Below are 16,504 nucleotides of genomic sequence, written 5' to 3'. Positions count from 1 at the left end.
CTCCTGCTCGCTGCTGGTTCGGGGGTGCGCCGCCGCGATTGTTTCACGTCCTGAACACACGGCCGCCTCCCGTCTCACATACCGTTCGAGGTGCAATCGGCACACGGCTCCGCCGGAGGCGGCGGCAGGGCCAAGCGTAGCCAAAGGCCGCGCTTGGCCGCATAGACGGACGCAGTGGTGCGTTCCTCCTCTTTTCACAACGGCGCACCCGGGTACCCGGAGGAAGGCGCGGCCGGGACGCGGCCGGGCGGACGCCCCGGGCACACGGCGGCGGGACGGGACGGAGCCAGAGCAGCGAGCAGGGAGAGGACACGTGGCGCGCAGCGTGTACGTGACCGGCATCGGCCGCGGGGACGGCCGCCAGGTCGTGGAGCTGGGGGTCATGGAACTGCTGTCCCGGCGGACCGGCCGGGTCGGCGTCTTCCGCCCCCTCGCCCACGACGGCCCCGACCCCATCTACGACCTGCTGCGCAGCCGCTACCGGCTGTCCCAGCCGGCCGGAACGGTCTTCGGGCTCGGCTACGACGAGGCCGCCGCCCACCTGGCCGAGGAGGGCACCGACGAACTGGTCTCCCGCCTGGTGGACCGCTTCCGCGCCGTCGCCCGCGACTACGAGGCCGTCCTCGTCCTGGGCACCGACTTCGCCGACACGGGCCTCCCCGCGGAGCTGGCCCTCAACGCCCGGCTGGCCAACGAGTTCGGCGCCCCGGCGCTGCCGGTGGTGGCGGGCACCGGCCAGGATCCGGACTCCCTCTCGGCCGACGTCCGCAACGCCCACCACGCCTACGCCTCGCTGGGCTGCGACGTCGTGGCGATGATCGCCAACCGGGTGCCCGAGGGCCTGGCCGGAGCCGTCGCGGGCACCCTGGGCGGGCAGCTTCCGGTGCCGGTGTACGCGCTGCCCGAGGAGCCCGCCCTGGCCGCCCCGACCGTCGCCCAGGTCGCCGAGTCGCTGGGGGCGAAGGTGCTGCTGGGGGATCCGGCCGGCCTCTCCCGCGACGTGCGCGGGTTCGTCTTCGGCGGCGCCACGCTGCCAACCTTCCTGCCCGCCCTCACCGAGGGGTGCCTGGTGATCACTCCGGGCGACCGCGCCGACCTGGTCGTCGGCTCGCTGGCCGCCCACTCCGCCGGCTCCCCGCCCATCGCCGGGCTGCTGCTGACCGTCGACCGGCTGCCCGGCGAGGAGACCATGGCGCTGGCCGCCCGCCTCTCCCCCGGCACCCCGGTGCTGTCGGTGCCCGGCGGGTCGTTCGCCACCGCCGGGGAGCTGATGTCGCTGGAGGGCAGGCTGACCACGGCCAACCCGCGCAAGGCCGAGATCGCCCTCGGCCTCTTCGAGGAGCACGTGGACGCCCCGCTGCTCGCCGAGCGGCTCGTGGTGAGCCGCGGCGACCGGATCACCCCGATGATGTTCGAGCACCAGCTGATCGAGCGCTCCCGCACCGACCGCCGCCACATCGTCCTGCCGGAGGGCACCGAGGAGCGGGTGCTGCGGGCGGCGGAGGTACTGCTGCGCCGGGGGGTGTGCGACCTGACGCTGCTGGGCGAGGAGGCGGCGATCCGCCGGCGCACCGCGGAGCTGGGCATCGACCTGGGGCTGCTGGGCCCCGAGGACGTCCCCGGCGGCACGGGGGCCTGGGCCCGCGTCGTGGACCCCTACGACTCGCCGCTGCGCGAGCGCTTCGCCGAGCTGTACGCGAAGCTGCGCGCCCACCGGGGCGTCACCTACGAGTCGGCCTACGACCAGGTGGCCGACGTGTCGTACTTCGGCACCCTGATGGTCCAGGAGGGGCTGGCCGACGGGATGGTCTCGGGCGCGGCGCACTCCACCGCGGCAACCCTGCGGCCCGCCTTCGAGATCATCCGCACCCGGCCGGACGCGGAGATCGTCTCCTCGGTGTTCTTCATGTGCCTGGCCGAGAAGGTGCTGGTCTACGGCGACTGCGCGGTCAACCCCGACCCGGACGCCGGGCAGCTCGCCGACATCGCCGTCCAGTCGGCCGCCACCGCCGCCCGCTTCGGGGTGGAGCCGCGGGTGGCGATGCTGTCGTACTCCACCGGGACCTCCGGCAGCGGCGCGGACGTGGACAAGGTGCGGCGGGCCACGGAGCTGGTGCGCGAGCGCCGCCCGGACCTGCCGGTGGAGGGCCCGATCCAGTACGACGCGGCGGTGGAGCCGACGGTGGCGGCGACCAAGCTGCCCGGGTCGCAGGTGGCGGGCCGGGCCACCGTACTGGTCTTCCCCGACCTGAACACCGGCAACAACACCTACAAGGCTGTCCAGCGCTCGGCGGGCGCCGTGGCCGTCGGCCCGGTCCTCCAGGGGCTGCGCAAACCGGTCAACGACCTCTCGCGCGGCGCCCTGGTGCCGGACATCGTCACCACCGTGGCGATCACCGCGATCCAGGCCCAGCAGGGCCGGCGGGTGCGGGACGGCACGGACGGGGAGCTCCGGGGCCCGGCAGGGCCGGCGGGGGGACCCGGGGACCGCGGCGCCCTCCCGGGCGGCGGGACGGCGGACGAGCAAGGGGGCACCCGCGCATGAGAGGCACCCGTGTCCTGGTTTTGAACACCGGCTCGTCGTCGGTGAAGTACCGGCTGCTGGACGTGGCCGACGGATCGTGCCCGGCCGGCGGGCTGATCGAGCGGATCGGCGAACGCACCTCGTACCTGCGGCACGATCCGGCCGACGGCCCGCGGCGCGAGCGCGAGGAGCCGGTCGCCGACCACGCCGCGGCCCTGGAGGCGGTGGCGGACGAGCTGGAGTGCGACGGCCTGGGCCTGGACTCCCCCGGCCTGGCCGCCATCGGCCACCGCGTGGTGCACGGCGGGCGCCGGTTCACCGAGCCGACCCTGATCGACGAGGCGGTGACGGCCGAGATCGAGCGCCTGGTGCCCGTCGCGCCGCTGCACAACCCGGCCAACCTGGCGGGCATCCGCACGGCCCTGGCCCTCGCCCCCGGCGTGCCGCAGGTGGCCGTCTTCGACACGGCGTTCCACACCACGCTGCCCGAGTACGCCGCCCGGTACGCCATCGACACCGCCGTCGCCGACGCCCACCGGGTGCGGCGCTACGGCTTCCACGGCACCTCCCACGCGTACGTCTCGCGCCGCACGGCGCACCTGCTGGGGCGGGAGCCCTCCGAGACGAACGTGATCGTGCTGCACCTGGGCAACGGGGCCTCGGCCTCGGCGGTGGCCGGCGGACGCTGCGTGGACACCTCCATGGGGCTCACCCCGCTGGAGGGGCTGGTGATGGGCACCCGTTCGGGTGACATCGACCCGGCGGTCGTCTTCCACCTGTCGCGGGTCGCCGGGATGTCGGTGGACGAGATCGACGAACTGCTCAACCGGCGCGGCGGGCTGCTGGGGCTGTGCGGCGACAACGACATGCGGGAGGTGCTGCGCCGGATGGACCGCGGCGGGGCGGACGCGGCGTCGGCACGGCTGGCCTTCGACGTCTACGTCCACCGGCTGCGCAAGTACGTGGGCGCCTACTGCGCGGTGCTGGGCCGGGTGGACGCGGTGGCCTTCACCGCCGGGGTCGGGGAGAACGCGGCCCCCGTGCGCGAGGCCGCGATGGCGGGGATGGAGGGGCTGGGCATGGCGGTGGACCCGGAGCTGAACAGGGCTCCCGCGAGCGGGCCCCGGGTGGTCTCACCGCCCGGGTCGCGGGTCGCGGTGGCCGTGGTGCCCACCGACGAGGAACTGGAGATCGCGACCCAGACGTACGAGCTGCTCTCCGGCGGCACCATGGAACGGAAGTGAGCCAGCTCACCCCCTGGAACGTTCCGCCGTTGAACAAAAGATAGGATCGCCCCCATGCGCCGTTCCAAAATCGTCTGCACCCTGGGCCCCGCCGTGGATTCCTACGATCAGCTCAAGACGCTGATCGAGGCCGGCATGAACGTGGCCCGCTTCAACATGAGCCACGGGAGCCACTCGGAGCACGAGGAGCGGTACCACCGCCTCCGCAAGGCCTCCCAGGAGGTCGGGCGCGCCATCGGCGTCCTCGCCGACCTCCAGGGCCCCAAGATCCGCCTGGAGACCTTCGCGGACGGGCCGGTGGAACTCGTCCGCGGCGACGAGTTCACCATCACCACCGAGGACGTCCCCGGCGACCGCACCGTCTGCGGCACCACCTACAAGGGGCTGCCGGGCGACGTCTCCAAGGGCGAGACGATCCTGATCAACGACGGCAACGTCTCCCTCCAGGTGATCGAGGTCGACGGCCCGCGGGTGCGCTGCATCGTCATCGAGGGCGGCGTGATCTCCGACCACAAGGGCATCAACCTGCCCGGTGTGGCGGTCAACGTCCCCGCGCTGTCGGAGAAGGACGTCGAGGACCTGAAGTTCGCACTGGAGATGGGCTGCGACATGGTGGCGCTCTCCTTCGTCCGCGACGCCGCCGACGTCCGCGACGTCCACCGGGTGATGGACGAGGTGGGCCGGCGGGTGCCGGTGATCGCCAAGGTGGAGAAGCCGCAGGCCGTCGAGAACATGGAGGACGTCGTCCTCGCCTTCGACGGTGTGATGGTGGCCCGCGGCGACCTGGCGGTGGAGTACCCGCTGGAGAAGGTGCCGATGGTGCAGAAGCGGCTCATCGAGATGTGCCGCCGCAACGCCAAGCCGGTGATCGTGGCGACCCAGATGATGGAGTCGATGATCACCAACTCCCGGCCGACCCGCGCGGAGGCCTCCGACGTGGCCAACGCCATCCTGGACGGCGCGGACGCGGTGATGCTCTCGGCGGAGTCCTCGGTCGGCCAGTACCCGATCGAGACGGTCAAGACGATGTCGAAGATCGTCCAGGCCGCCGAGGAGGAGCTGCTCTCGCGCGGCCTCCAGCCGCTGGTGCCCGGCAAGAAGCCGCGCACGCAGGGTGGTTCGGTGGCCCGCGCCGCGTGCGAGATGGCGGACTTCCTCAACGGCAAGGCGCTGATCGCCTTCACCAAGTCCGGCGACACCGCCCGGCGGCTGTCCCGCTACCGCGCCACCCAGCCGATCCTGGCCTTCACCACCGAGCCGGCCACCGCCAACCAGCTCACGCTGAGCTGGGGCGTGGAGTCCTTCGTGGTGCCGCACGTGGACAACACCGACGCGATGGTGGACCTGGTCGACGCCGAACTGCTCAAGCTCCAGCGGTACAACCACGGCGACACCATGATCATGACGGCCGGTTCGCCCCCCGGCGTCCCCGGCACCACGAACATGGTGCTGGTGCACCACCTGGGCAACGAGGAGCGCTGACCCGGACGGGCTCACCCGGACGGGAACCGCCCCGTCCTCCCCGTCCGCGCGCCGGGACGGGGAGGGCGGGGCGGCGGACGGTCCGGACCCGTGCGGGTCCGGCCGGCCCTCAGCCCTCGTTGTACAGATGCATGCCGGGGATGTGCAGTTCGCCGCCGAACTGGCCCGCCTGCACCACCGACACCTGGGTGAAGAACACCTCGGGGGTGTTCAGCGGGGGCGGCGACTGGGGGCTGAAGGTGACGGGGATCAGCCCGAACAGATGGCCCTTCAGCTCCTCGGTGTACATGGTCACCGTGCCCTTGCGGATCGTGGAGGTGCTGCCCCTGGCGGCCTCGACGTGCGCGGTGGAGCCGCCGGGGCCCTCCACGATCTGGTGGAGGTCCCGGATGTCGACCGTCTCGGCGGTGAACTTCAGGACGTCCTTGACCTTGCCGCCGTGGGTGCGGACCTTGACGATGCCGTGGTAGTCGAGGCCGCGCAGGACGAGCAGGCTCGTCTCCAGCCGCCAGGGCTCGTCGGGCAGCAGCGCCTCGGTCCGCTCCTCCTCGGCGTTCTCCAGCGCCTCGGCGTCGTGGGTGGGGCAGGGGTAGGGCTCCTTGCCGCCGGCGCCGGGCGCGGTGGCCCCGGTCTCCGGCTCCCCGGACTCCTCCGCGGCGTCCCCCGCGCCGGGACCGCCGGCGGTCCTCTCCGCCCCGCCCGCGGTGTCCCGCGGCGTCCGGTCGGCCGCGCCGGTCCCCCCGAGGCTCTCCCCGGCCCTCTCCAGGTCCTCGCCGGCCTTCTCCAGGCCCTTGCGGGCCTCCTCGACGGTCCTCCCCGCGGCCTCGGCCGGCTTCTCCGCCTCCGGCTCCTGCGGTCTGCCGGTGGCGGAGGGCGCCGGGCCGGGGGCGGCGGAGGCGTCCGCGGGCTCCTGCCCGTCCGTCCGCTCCTCCTGCCCGCCGCCCGGGGTGAACAGGTCCCTGACGGCGCCGCCGATGCCCAACGGGTCCAGCCGGTCCAGCCGGTCCCCGGTCCCGGACGGGGCCGGCCCGGACTCCGCGGCGCCGCCGGCGCCACCGGTGACGCCGCCGGGAGGCTCCTGCCCGGAGCCGGGCCCCGGGGCGGTCCGCCCCGTCCCGGTGCCGCCGGCCCCGGCGCCCTCCGGGGGCTCCTCCGGGGCGCCGGCGCCCGGCTCGGGAGCCGGGGCGGGCGCGGTGGGCGCGGTGGGCGCGGTGGACGCGGGCGCGGGCACGGCGGGCACCTCCGGCTTCGCGGTGCCGGCGGGCTCCTCCGCCCCGCCCGCCGCCGCGCCGGTGTCCTCCTCCGCCCCCCGGTCGGGGGCGGTGACGCAGGGCCCGTCCCTGAAGGGGTTCTTCGGCAGCGGTTCGGCGGTGGCCAGCCGGGGCGTCAGGCCCATCCCCATGAGCACCGCGGACGGCATGGCCGCCAGGGCGATCGCCTTCCCCGCGGGGACGTGCAGACGGGTCAGCAGCGGCTTCCTCGGAGCCGCGTGGCGCGGTCCGGTCCCGGCGCGCCGGGGCTCCCCGGTGCCGCTCCCGCTCTCCCGGTGCGCCTCCTCAGGTGTCACGGCGGCCTCCGTTCCGCCCGTCGTCGGCGCCGGCCGGAGCGGGCTCGGGGGCAGCCGGGTCCGGCTCGCCGCCCGGACCGGCGGCGTGCTTCGGCCCGGGGGACGGCCGGTCCTTGGCGGGCACCCAGGAGACGCCCATGCCGCCGCCGACCAGCGCCAGCAGGAAGCCGACGACGAGGCCCCCGACGTTGGCCACCACGATCGACACCAGGCCGAGCAGGATGGCGGCGACTCCGGCGAAGACCCGCGAGTGCGGCTGGAACCACATCGTGAGGCCCAGCACGAACAGCAGCACGCCGATGATCAGCGATCCGGAGCCCGAGGTGGTGGCCAGCCGGAAGTACAGCTGGTCCAGGCTGGGGTTGGCGTGGGGGATGTAGATGATCGGCACGCCGCCCAGCAGCGTCAGCAGTCCCGCCCAGAAGGGGCGCTGCCAGCGCCACAGGCGGAACGACTGCCGCCAGTGGCTGATGCGTTCACGCGCTCCCGGCGACTCGGCACTCATCGAAAACAGCTCCCTAGGGCCGAACTGTCATGGAGGTCAATGGCACTGCGGGGGGACGGGGAACCGCGGGAGCGGCTCCCCGCCTCCCTTCCTTCAGCGCGTCAGAAGCACTCGTTCTTGCCCTTGGCGACCTTCATCGAGAGGCCGGAGAGCTTGAACGTGCCGGCGCTGGTGGCCCAGGACGTCTGCTTGACGTCCGTGAGCACGGCCTTGTCGGCCTCCTGGGCGAAGGAACCCGGAAGCTGCTCGGCCGCGTCGCCCTTCTTGATGCCGGGGCCCTTGGTGGTGGCGCCGGCCGCGACACCGATGTTGATGTTGGTGAACGTGGCGTCGGCGTCGAGCTGGTCGAGGTCGATGTAGAGGTTCTTCGCCTCGACGACCTTGCCGTCGTTGCCCGCCGTGAGCTTCAGCGAGACGTCGCCGAAGAGCGGCACGGGCACGACGACGGACTGGCACAGACCGCGGAGGTCGGCGTCCTTGAACGCCGAGACCGCGACCGGGACCTTCTCGCCGTTGTGCTTGACGTTGACCGTGCCGTACTGGACGAACCCCTCGCCGTCCAGCCGGTCGACGGAGACCTTCGCCTGCTGGCCGGAGATGCTGAACGACGCGGCGAGCGCACCCTGTGCCAGGGCGACGCCGACCGCTGCCGTGGCGGCAACGCTCGGGACCATGACGACGGCGAACCGCTTCCATCTGGTCCCGCCACGAGCCACAGACTCCATGACTTTCCTCCTTCTCGGACGTACATCTCCGGCCCGGACCGTGGGTCCGGACGGGATGGGAGAAGTGCTACGTCCTCGGGAAGGAGAGCGCCGCTGCTCGAAAACCACGGGATTCCGAAGCGCCGGCGATCACCCCCGAGCGACAACCACGTGGCCACGCTCTCGCGCAACCTGCCGGACAGGCCCCGCCCGGTGGCGGAGACCCCCCTGCCCGCGGCCGGCGTCTGGACGCCGGCCCGCCCGGTGGGGACCCACCGTCCGCCGGTGCCCGGATGTGGAGGGCCGGACTGCGGACAATGGACCGAGCGTGGCCGATCGTGGTGCATGTGGCGTCGAGGCACAAGGGGTTCGTTACTTACGGGTAACGAGAGGATGGCCGAACCTGCGCGCACAGCGATCGGACGACCACGCAGAGTGCCCGCACCGAACGGCGGGCAATAGGACGAATCCGGGCACGGCGGGAGCAACCCTCCCGCACCTCTTACTGCGAGTAACAGCGGCCGCGATTGCCAAGTTTTGGTAAAACCGCGGCCGCTGTTGATCGCTATGTCAATAAGTGACAGAGGGCCGGGATCCGCAGGTCAGAACAGCACCCGGGCGAGGGCGCCGCGTGCCGCCACGACCCTCGGGTCCTCGGGACCGACCACCTCGAACAGCTCCAGGAGGCGGACCCGCGCGGCCTCCCGGTCCTCCCCGGCCGTGCGCCTGACCGTCTCCACCAGGCGCCCGAAGGCGTCCTCGACGTGTCCGCCCACCAGGTCCAGGTCGGCGGCGCGCAGCTGCGCCGGGACGTCGGCGGGATCGTCCGCCGCCTCCTTGCGCACCCGCGCGGCGTCCAGGCCCTGGACGCGCTGCAGCAGCTCGGCCTGGGCCAGGCCGAGCTTGGCCTCGGTGTTGGCCGGTTGGTCGGCGAGGACGTTCCGGTACGCCTGGACGGCACCGTCCAGGTCGCCCGCGTCCAGCGCCGCGTGCGCGGCGGCCAGCGCGGGGTCCTCGGGGACCGCGGGCTCGGCCTGCGGCCGGCCGTCGCCCTCGACGGGCGCGCCGACGATCCCGAAGCGCTCCTCGGCGACCTGGATCAGCTGGTCCAGCACCTGGCGGACCTGCTGCTCGGGCGCGGCGCCCTGGAACAGCGGCAGGGCCTGGCCGGCCACCACCGCGAAGACGGCCGGGATGCCCTGCACCCCGAACTGCTGGAAGAGCAACTGGTTGCGGTCGACGTCGATCTTGGCGAGCAGGAAGCGCCCGGCGTACTCCTGGGCCAGCCGCTCCAGCAGCGGACCGAGCTGCTTGCACGGTTCGCACCACTCGGCCCAGAAGTCGATGACGACCGGCACCTCGGCGGAGCGCTGGAGCACCTCCTGCTCGAACTCCGCCTCACCGACGTCGATCACCAGGGCGGACGGGGCCGGACCGCCGGTCCCGCCCTGCTGCCCTGCGGCCCTGGCGCGGGCCTCCTCCGCCTTCTGCCTGGCCTCTCCGGCCGCCTTCACGGCGGCGAGGTCGACCACTCCGCTCATGGACATGTTGCGTGGCTGCATGCCCCCAGTCTCCCCCGTCCCAGGACTCTTCCGTGCAGCACGTCGCAAGTCGGCGCCGGGTCCCCACCGGCACCGGGCCCCGCGCGGTCGTCGCGGGGCGTCGCGTGGTCGTCGCTCGGCCGGTCGCGCGGGCCGTCTCCGGCGGGCGCGACTTTTCGATACGATCCGTAGCGTAACTCACGGCGCCGCTAGAGTCACCCCCATGGCTGGTTCCGCCCGGCGCACGGGCAGGCCGCGCAGCGCCGCGGCCGACCGCGCGATCCTCGACGCGACGCGCTCCGCCCTGGTCGAACTGGGCTGGAGCAGGCTGACGATGGGGGACGTGGCCCTGCGCGCGGGAGTGGCCAAGACCACCCTCTACCGCCGCTGGGCCAACAAGAACGAGCTGGTCGTGGACGCGGTGGCCGTCCTCTTCGACGAGCTGGAGCTGCCCGACCGCGGCAGCCTGCGGGCGGACGTGGAGGGCGTCGTGCTCTCCTTCGCCGCGCTGCTGGAGCGGCCGGAGGCGAGGACGGCGCTGATGGCCGTGGTCGCCGAGGCCACCCGCGACGAGGCGCTGCGCACCCGCATCCGCAGCGCCATCGTGGACCGCCAGAAACGCCTGGTCGTCCTGGGGCGCCGCCGCGCCCAGGCCCGCGGCGAGCTGCCGCCCGACCCCTCCGGGCCGCGGGGTGCCGCCGAGTCGGCCCGCGCCGAGGACCTGATCTTCGACGTGATCGCGGGCGCGGTCGTCCACCGGTCCCTGGTCAGCGCCCGGAGCGTCACCCCCGCCTGGGCCCGCGCCCTGACCTCGCTGCTGCTGCACGGGCTGGCCGGAGGGACCGGAGGGACCGGAGGGACCGGAGGGACCGGAGGGACCGGAGGGACCGGAGGGACCGGAGGGACCGGAGGGACCGGCCCCCTCCCCTGAGGGACGCGCGGAGCGCCGCCGCCCCCGCGCCGGGCGGCGCGGGGGCGGCGGGGAACGGCGGCGGGCCGCCGGGTCAGAAGCCGGCGGGCTCGGTGTAGACGCCCCACTCCTCGCGCAGGACGCCGCAGATCTCACCCAGCGTGGCCTCGGCGCGCACCGCCTCCAGCATCGGCTCGATCATGTTGGAGCCGCTCCGGGCGGCCTCCAGCATCCCCTCCAGTGCGGAGCGCACCCGCGCGTCGTCGCGCTTCGCCTTGCGCTCGGCCAGCACGCGCACCTGCTCGCGCTCGACCTCGTGGCTCACCCGCAGGATCTCCAGGTCCCCGGTGACCGAGCCGGTGTGGCAGTTGACGCCGACGACCCTCTTCTCGCCCTTCTCCAGCGCCTGCTGGTAGCGGAACGCGGCCTCGGCGATCTCACCGGTGAACCAGCCGTCCTCGATGCCGCGCAGGATGCCGGAGGTCATCGGGCCGATGGGGTGGTTGCCGTCCGGCACCGCGCGGCGGCCGCGCTCCCTGATCTGCTCGAAGATCTTCTCGGCGTCGGCCTCGATCCGGTCGGTCAGCGCCTCGACGTACCAGGAGCCGCCCAGCGGGTCGGCGACGGACGTGACACCCGTCTCCTCCATCAGCACCTGCTGGGTGCGCAGCGCGATCTCGGCCGCCTGCTCGCTGGGCAGGGCGAGGGTCTCGTCCAGGGCGTTGGTGTGCAGGGAGTTGGTGCCGCCCAGCACCGCCGCCAGCGCCTCCACGGCGGTGCGCACCACGTTGTTGTACGGCTGCTGGGCCGTGAGCGAGACGCCGGCCGTCTGGGTGTGGAAGCGCAGCCACTGCGCCTTCTCGCTCCTGGCGCCGTAGACGTCCCGCATCCAGCGCGCCCAGATCCGCCGGGCCGCGCGGAACTTGGCGATCTCCTCGAAGAAGTCGACGTGCGCGTCGAAGAAGAACGACAGGCCCGGCGCGAAGACGTCCACGTCCAGACCGCGCGAGAGGCCCAGCTCCACGTAGCCGAAGCCGTCGGCGAGGGTGTACGCCAGCTCCTGCGCGGCCGTGGCGCCGGCCTCGCGGATGTGGTAGCCGGAGACCGACAGCGGCTTGTAGGCCGGGATGCGGCGCGCACAGTGCTCCATCAGGTCGCCGATCAGCCGCAGGTGCGGCTCCGGCTCGAAGAGCCACTCCTTCTGCGCGATGTACTCCTTGAAGATGTCCGTCTGGAGCGTGCCGTTGAGGACGGAGGTGTCCACGCCCTGGCGCTCGGCGGCCACCAGGTACATGCAGAACACCGGGACGGCCGGGCCGCTGATCGTCATCGAGGTGGTGACGTCTCCCAGGGGGATGTCCCGGAAGAGGACCTCCATGTCGGCGGCCGAGTCGATCGCGACACCGCAGTGGCCGACCTCGCCCAGCGAGCGCGGGTCGTCGGAGTCGCGGCCCATCAGGGTCGGCATGTCGAAGGCGACCGAGAGCCCGCCGCCGCCGGCCTGGAGGATCATCTTGTACCGCTCGTTGGTCTGCTCGGCGTTGCCGAAGCCGGCGAACTGGCGGATGGTCCACGTCCGGCCGCGGTAGCCGGTGGGGTACAGACCGCGGGTGAAGGGGTACTCACCGGGCCAACCGATCCGCTCGAAGCCCTCGACGGTGTCGCCGGGGGCGGGACCGTAGACGGGCTCCACGGGATCGCCGGAGAGCGTGGTGAAGTCGGCGTCCCGCTTGCGGGCGGCGTCATAGCGGGCCTGCCAGCGTCGGCGGCCCTCTTCGATGGCGTCAGCGTCCATGCCGTCAAATTTACTAGGACGTCCAACTAATTGTCGATGGAAGACCGCCCGGCGCGGCGGGACGCGCACGGGCGGTCCGGCCCCCGCGGGGGCGCGGGGCGGCGCGGGCGCGGGGCGGCGTCAGGCCCGGGCGGGGGCGGCCGCGGCGTCGGCGACCAGCGGCTCGACCTGGCGGGAGAGGCGCCGCTCGACGAAGAACGCGGCCGTCGGGATCGTCCCCGCCAGCAGCACCCACAGCAGCCTGGGGACCGGCAGCTTCGCCTTGTACCCCAGGTCGAAGGCGAAGACCAGGTACAGCACGTACAGCCAGCCGTGGGCGAGGCTGACGACGTAGGTGAAGGCCTCGGCCCCGTCCAGCTCCAGGACGTACTTGCCGACCATGCCGAGGCACAGCAGGATCAGCAGCACACCGGTCACGTAGGCCATCACCCGGTAGCGGGTGAGCACGCTCTTCTTCATGCACACGAGCGTAACCGGCCGCCCGGAGGCCCCCTCGGGCAGCCCGGGGCTCAGCCTTCCTTGAAGTCCCCGGCCGCCACCCGCAGCGGGCGCAGCAGCGCGAAGATCTCGGCGCACTCCTCGGCGTCGTACGCACCGAGCCCGAAGTCCATCGCCATCAGGTCCCGGGTCGCCGCCTCGCACACCTCGCGCCCCTTGTCGGTGATGGAGGCGAGCGTGCCGCGGCCGTCGTTGGGGTTGGGCCGCTTGGCGACCAGTCCCGCCCTCACCAGGCGGTCGACGGTGTTGGTCACCGAGGTCGGGTGGACCATCAGCCGCTCACCGATCTTGGACATCGGCAGCTCGCCGGCCCGGGAGAAGGTCAGCAGCACCAGCGCCTCGTAGCGGGCGAAGGTCAGGCCGTAGGGCCTGACGACCGCGTCCACCTCGGCGAGGAGGATCTGGTGCGCGCGCATGATCGAGGTGATCGCGGCCATCGCGGGCGCGGACCCCCAGCGCTGCTTCCACAGTTCGTCGGCGCGGGCGATCGGGTCGAACGAGAGGCTGAGCGGCTTCGGCACGCCCACGACCTTACCGGCGGTTCACATCGTGGTCGGCACGGTCTCATCACTCGATCCGGGAGACGGGACACATCCGCACGAACCAGGCCGCCGCGGCCGCGCACACCGTCCCCAGCAGCCCCGCGCCGGCCACCACCGCGTGCGGTGGCGCCCACTCGGCGGCCGCCCCGCCGGCGGCCATGCCCAGGCCCTGGGTCGTCATCAGCCCCGCCGACATCACGGTCATCGCCCTCCCGCGCAGTTCCCGGGGCACGGCGTCGAGGTACCAGCGGTCCAGGCCCAGGGCGTAGACCGCGCACAGCCCGGTCAGCACCAGGGCCGCCAGTGCCGGGACGAGCGCGGGCCGCCAGGCGAAGGCCACCAGCGGCAGCGGCAGCAGGACGGCCGCCGGCAGCACCAGGCGCTCGCGGGCCGCCGGGCCCAGCAGGGCGCCGGCCGCCGCCTCCCCCGCGACGGCGCCCAGCGGCATCGCGGCCAGCAGCAGGCCCGTCCCGGCCGGCCCGGTACCGATCTGCCGCGCGTACGGGGCGGCCAGCGCCTCCGGGACCACCATGAACACCGGCGGCACCCAGCACAGCCCGAGCAGCGCCCGCACCCGCCGGTCGGCCGGCAGGGCGCCGGCGCCGCCCGCCGTCCGCTCCCGGGCCGGCGGGCGGCGCTCCCGGGTGCCGAACCGCAGGACCGCGGCGGAGGCCGCGAACCCGGCGGCCGTGGCCGCCAGCGCGGTCCTCGGCCCCACCGCCGCCAGCAGCAGGCCGCCCGCGGCGAACCCGGCGATCTGGCCGCTCTGGGCGACGAGGCGGAGCAGGGAGCGGCCGAGCACGAAGGAGTCGCCGTGCAGGACCTCGCCGAGGGACGCCGCGCGCACCCCCGTGAACAGCGGCGCCACCAGCGCCGTGAGCGCCCGCAGCGCCAGCAGCGCCGCGGTCGGCACACCGGGCACCGCCATGGCGGCCACGCACACGGCGCACAGCAGGTCGCAGCCGACCAGCGTCCGGCGGGCGGGGAAGCGGTCGGCCAGCGGGGCGAGCAGGGTGCCGCCGAGCGCGTACGGCAGCAGTCCGATCGCGAAGGCGAGCGCCGTCAGGAGGGGGGAGCCCGTCTCCCGCAGGACGAGCACGGCCAGCGCGAGCTGCGCGACGACGTTGCCGAGCAGCGACAGCACGTGGGCGGCGAACACGGCCCGGAACTCGCGCACGGCGAACACGGCGCGGTAGCCGGTGCCGGTGCGCGCGGCCGGGCCGGCGGCACCGCGGGGGCCGGGGGCATCGGAGGCGTCGGAGGACATGGCCGGCAGCCTGCGCCGGGGAGGCCGCCGGGCCGTAGTCTTTCGTCCCCAGCCGAATCGCTCCGGTACGGGAGGCCCGTGTGCCGATCCGCCTGCACCTCGGCGGCGCCGACCTGCTCCGCTGCCGCTTCGCCGTCTCCCCCCTGTGGGAGGTGCAGGGCGCCGCACGGGCCCTGTCCCGCCCGGGCCCGTACCACCTGCTGCCCTGGCAGCGGCGGAGCGCGCGGACGGCGGCGGAGCTGGGTCTGGAGCCGCTGTGGGCGCTGATGCCGCCGCGGGGCTACACCCCCGACTTCCTCTGCCCGCCGCCCACCGGCGGGCCGGCACCCTCCTTCGAGGAGGAGATCGCCCGGGTCAGGGCCGCCGATCCCGCCGTCGCCCGCGAGGAGATCGTCCGCTCGCCGGCCTGCGCGCCGGGCGCCGCCGGCGGCGCGGTCGTCCGGGGGATGCTGGCCGACCCCGAGCGGGCCGTGCGGACGCTGGCCGGGCTCCTGGAACGGGTCTGGGAGGCCCTGGTGGCGCCCCACTGGCCGCGGCTGCGGGCCCTGCTGGAGGCGGACGTCTCCTTCCACGCGCGCCTGCTGGCCGAGGGCGGACTCGACCGGCTCTTCACCGCCCTGCGCCCACGGGTGAGCTGGGACGGCGGCACGCTCTCGGTGGACCTGCCCCACGACCACGCGCACGATCCGGGCGGCGAGGGGGTGACGCTGCTGCCGAGCGCCTTCGTGTGGCCCGGCGCGGTGGGCGGCGCCGTCCTCCCGCCCGGCCCGGCGCGGCCGCCCGGCGGGGAGCGGCCCGGGAGCACCACGCGCCCCGCGGGCGCGGGGCGCGCGATGGTCGTGTACCCGGCGCGCGGGGTCGGCGGGCTGTGGGCGGGGACCGCCGACGGGCCGCCCCGCGCACTGGCGCGGCTGCTCGGCGCGCACCGCGCCGCCGTGCTGGCGGCGCTGGACGAGCCGGCCTCCACCACCGACCTGGCCGTCCGGCTCGGGCTGGCGCCCTCCTCGGTCTCGGCCCATCTGCGGACGCTGCGCGAGGCCGGGCTGCTCTCCTCGCACCGCGTGCGCCACCGGGTCCTCTATGAGCGCACCCCGCTGGGCGCCTCCCTGGCGGACGCCGGAGCGGCCGGGGGGCGCTGAAGCAGCCGACGGCGCACGGCCCGAAAGGCGCGCCCGCCGGGAGCGGGCGGAGCCGGCCGCCGCGCGGGGCCGCGGACCCGCGTCAGCCCAGGTGCCGCTCGACGGAGGCGACCTTCGAGGTCAGCCCGTCGGTGACGCCGGGGCGGATGTCGGCCTTCAGCACCAGCGAGACGCGCGGGGCACGGGCCTCGACGGCGGCCACCGCCCGCCGCACCACGTCCATGCACTCCTCCCACTCGCCCTCGACGGAGGTGAACATCGCGTCCGTGCGGTTGGGCAGCCCGGACTCGCGGACCACCCGCACGGCGTCGGCCACGTACTCCCCCACGTCCTCGCCGACGCCGAGCGGGGTGACGGAGAAGGCGACGATCACGCGTCCACCGTCCCCGTACGCGGCCGCTCGGCCGCCAGCCGCGCCTGCTCGGCGCGGGCCCGGGCGGCGATCACGCTCTCCTCGGCCTCGCGGCGCAGGCGCCTGTCGGCGTAGAAGCCGCCCGCCGGGAGCACCGCGCACAGGAGGTACAGGGCGGCGCGGCCCAGCGGCCACCTGGCGCGGTTCCAGGCGTCCAGCCAGAAGAGGCCGTAGAGGACGAAGAGGAGTCCGTGGACGGCGCCCATCACCGGCACGGCGTTGAACTCGGTGGTCCGCTTGAGCACGGAGCAGACCAGCAGCAGGAGGAAGGAGACGGCCTCCGGTGCGGAGACGAGCCGGAGTCGGCGCAGTGCCGAAGCGGTCTTGAGGTCCACGGGCAGATCCTTTGTGAAGGGATGCACAAGCGCTGTCCA

15 protein-coding genes are annotated in these 16,504 nt (G+C 74.2%); 5 read left to right on the top strand and 10 right to left on the bottom strand.

The genetic code is table 11. From position 1 onward, the window contains the following. Positions 1–313 precede the first annotated feature (313 nt). From pta to pyk, 3 genes are read left to right on the top strand one after another with little or no spacing between them, the layout of a single operon-like run. A complete protein-coding gene (pta, locus tag ACFSJS_RS11000) occupies positions 314–2,545 on the top strand; it encodes a phosphate acetyltransferase (RefSeq protein ID WP_380899162.1) in 2,232 nt (743 codons plus the stop codon). Beyond that, entirely contained in the window at positions 2,542–3,768 is a 1,227-nt protein-coding gene (locus ACFSJS_RS10995) for an acetate kinase (RefSeq protein WP_380899161.1), read from the top strand. The genes pta and ACFSJS_RS10995 overlap by 4 nt, the downstream gene beginning before the upstream one ends. A gap of 54 nt (positions 3,769–3,822) precedes the next feature. Continuing rightward, positions 3,823–5,250 carry a pyruvate kinase gene (gene pyk, locus ACFSJS_RS10990; RefSeq protein WP_380899160.1) on the top strand — a complete coding sequence of 476 codons (1,428 nt, stop codon included), beginning with the start codon at positions 3,823–3,825 and terminating at the stop codon, positions 5,248–5,250. A gap of 109 nt (positions 5,251–5,359) precedes the next feature. Here pyk and ACFSJS_RS10985 read toward each other — a convergent pair whose 3' ends face one another. The 4 genes from ACFSJS_RS10985 to ACFSJS_RS10970 form a co-directional block, all read right to left on the bottom strand. Continuing rightward, positions 5,360–6,817: a hydrogenase expression protein HypF gene (locus ACFSJS_RS10985; protein WP_380899159.1), complete on the bottom strand. Its 1,458-nt coding sequence runs from the start codon at positions 6,815–6,817 to the stop codon at positions 5,360–5,362. Beyond that, positions 6,807–7,322: a DUF6114 domain-containing protein gene (locus ACFSJS_RS10980; protein WP_380899158.1), complete on the bottom strand. Its 516-nt coding sequence runs from the start codon at positions 7,320–7,322 to the stop codon at positions 6,807–6,809. Before ACFSJS_RS10980 ends, ACFSJS_RS10985 begins: the two co-directional genes overlap by 11 nt. A gap of 101 nt (positions 7,323–7,423) precedes the next feature. Then, positions 7,424–8,047: a DUF6230 family protein gene (locus ACFSJS_RS10975; RefSeq protein ID WP_380899157.1), complete on the bottom strand. Its 624-nt coding sequence runs from the start codon at positions 8,045–8,047 to the stop codon at positions 7,424–7,426. A gap of 581 nt (positions 8,048–8,628) precedes the next feature. Next, a complete protein-coding gene (locus tag ACFSJS_RS10970; protein ID WP_380899156.1) occupies positions 8,629–9,588 on the bottom strand; it encodes a tetratricopeptide repeat protein in 960 nt (319 codons plus the stop codon). Positions 9,589–9,790: 202 nt separating this feature from the next. Here ACFSJS_RS10970 and ACFSJS_RS10965 point away from each other — a divergent pair, with 202 nt between their 5' ends. Continuing rightward, positions 9,791–10,498 (top strand): TetR/AcrR family transcriptional regulator, encoded by a 708-nt coding sequence (locus ACFSJS_RS10965; protein WP_380899155.1) that lies wholly within the window; start codon positions 9,791–9,793, stop codon positions 10,496–10,498. Between the two features lie 73 nt (positions 10,499–10,571). Here ACFSJS_RS10965 and ACFSJS_RS10960 read toward each other — a convergent pair whose 3' ends face one another. The 4 genes from ACFSJS_RS10960 to ACFSJS_RS10945 all read right to left on the bottom strand — a co-directional run bounded on the left by ACFSJS_RS10960 (position 10,572) and on the right by ACFSJS_RS10945 (position 14,579). Beyond that, on the bottom strand, positions 10,572–12,272 hold the full coding sequence (locus ACFSJS_RS10960) for an acyl-CoA mutase large subunit family protein (protein WP_380899154.1): 1,701 nt from the start codon (positions 12,270–12,272) through the stop codon (positions 10,572–10,574). A 120-nt stretch (positions 12,273–12,392) separates the two neighbouring features. Further along, the gene (locus ACFSJS_RS10955) at positions 12,393–12,731 is read right to left on the bottom strand and encodes a DUF3817 domain-containing protein (protein ID WP_380899153.1); all 339 of its coding nucleotides are present in this window, start codon (positions 12,729–12,731) and stop codon (positions 12,393–12,395) included. Positions 12,732–12,781: 50 nt separating this feature from the next. Next, a complete protein-coding gene (locus ACFSJS_RS10950) occupies positions 12,782–13,291 on the bottom strand; it encodes a MarR family winged helix-turn-helix transcriptional regulator (protein WP_380899152.1) in 510 nt (169 codons plus the stop codon). A gap of 46 nt (positions 13,292–13,337) precedes the next feature. Next, positions 13,338–14,579, bottom strand: coding sequence for an MFS transporter (locus tag ACFSJS_RS10945; protein ID WP_380899151.1), 1,242 nt, complete (start codon positions 14,577–14,579; stop codon positions 13,338–13,340). Positions 14,580–14,659: 80 nt separating this feature from the next. Between ACFSJS_RS10945 and ACFSJS_RS10940 the strand changes: the two genes are divergently transcribed. After that, positions 14,660–15,718, top strand: a complete 1,059-nt coding sequence (locus ACFSJS_RS10940; RefSeq protein WP_380899150.1) for an ArsR/SmtB family transcription factor — start codon at positions 14,660–14,662, stop codon at positions 15,716–15,718. A gap of 82 nt (positions 15,719–15,800) precedes the next feature. Here the strand turns inward: ACFSJS_RS10940 and ACFSJS_RS10935 are convergent, their stop codons facing one another. Then, positions 15,801–16,091, bottom strand: a complete 291-nt coding sequence (locus ACFSJS_RS10935; protein WP_380899149.1) for an MTH1187 family thiamine-binding protein — start codon at positions 16,089–16,091, stop codon at positions 15,801–15,803. Next, positions 16,088–16,465 carry a DUF3817 domain-containing protein gene (locus tag ACFSJS_RS10930; RefSeq protein ID WP_380899148.1) on the bottom strand — a complete coding sequence of 126 codons (378 nt, stop codon included), beginning with the start codon at positions 16,463–16,465 and terminating at the stop codon, positions 16,088–16,090. The genes ACFSJS_RS10935 and ACFSJS_RS10930 overlap by 4 nt, the downstream gene beginning before the upstream one ends. Positions 16,466–16,504: the final 39 nt, after the last annotated feature.

Source organism: Streptomyces desertarenae (genome assembly GCF_042681365.1).
Taxonomy (GTDB): Bacteria; Actinomycetota; Actinomycetes; order Streptomycetales; family Streptomycetaceae; genus Streptomyces; species Streptomyces desertarenae.
Note: the sequence above shows the minus strand (reverse complement) of the source record. Positions and strands in the feature narration are given on the sequence as shown.

What these genes read in the sequence shown, in the direction of transcription:
- ACFSJS_RS10995 (WP_380899161.1), top strand. Translation starts at nt 2,542, where the DNA reads ATGAGAGGCACCCGTGTCCTGGTTTTGAACACCGGCTCGTCGTCGGTG.
- pyk (WP_380899160.1), top strand. Translation starts at nt 3,823, where the DNA reads ATGCGCCGTTCCAAAATCGTCTGCACCCTGGGCCCCGCCGTGGATTCC.
- ACFSJS_RS10980 (WP_380899158.1), bottom strand. Translation starts at nt 7,322, where the DNA reads ATGAGTGCCGAGTCGCCGGGAGCGCGTGAACGCATCAGCCACTGGCGG.
- ACFSJS_RS10975 (WP_380899157.1), bottom strand. Translation starts at nt 8,047, where the DNA reads ATGGAGTCTGTGGCTCGTGGCGGGACCAGATGGAAGCGGTTCGCCGTC.
- ACFSJS_RS10970 (WP_380899156.1), bottom strand. Translation starts at nt 9,588, where the DNA reads ATGCAGCCACGCAACATGTCCATGAGCGGAGTGGTCGACCTCGCCGCC.
- ACFSJS_RS10965 (WP_380899155.1), top strand. Translation starts at nt 9,791, where the DNA reads ATGGCTGGTTCCGCCCGGCGCACGGGCAGGCCGCGCAGCGCCGCGGCC.
- ACFSJS_RS10960 (WP_380899154.1), bottom strand. Translation starts at nt 12,272, where the DNA reads ATGGACGCTGACGCCATCGAAGAGGGCCGCCGACGCTGGCAGGCCCGC.
- ACFSJS_RS10955 (WP_380899153.1), bottom strand. Translation starts at nt 12,731, where the DNA reads ATGAAGAAGAGCGTGCTCACCCGCTACCGGGTGATGGCCTACGTGACC.
- ACFSJS_RS10945 (WP_380899151.1), bottom strand. Translation starts at nt 14,579, where the DNA reads ATGTCCTCCGACGCCTCCGATGCCCCCGGCCCCCGCGGTGCCGCCGGC.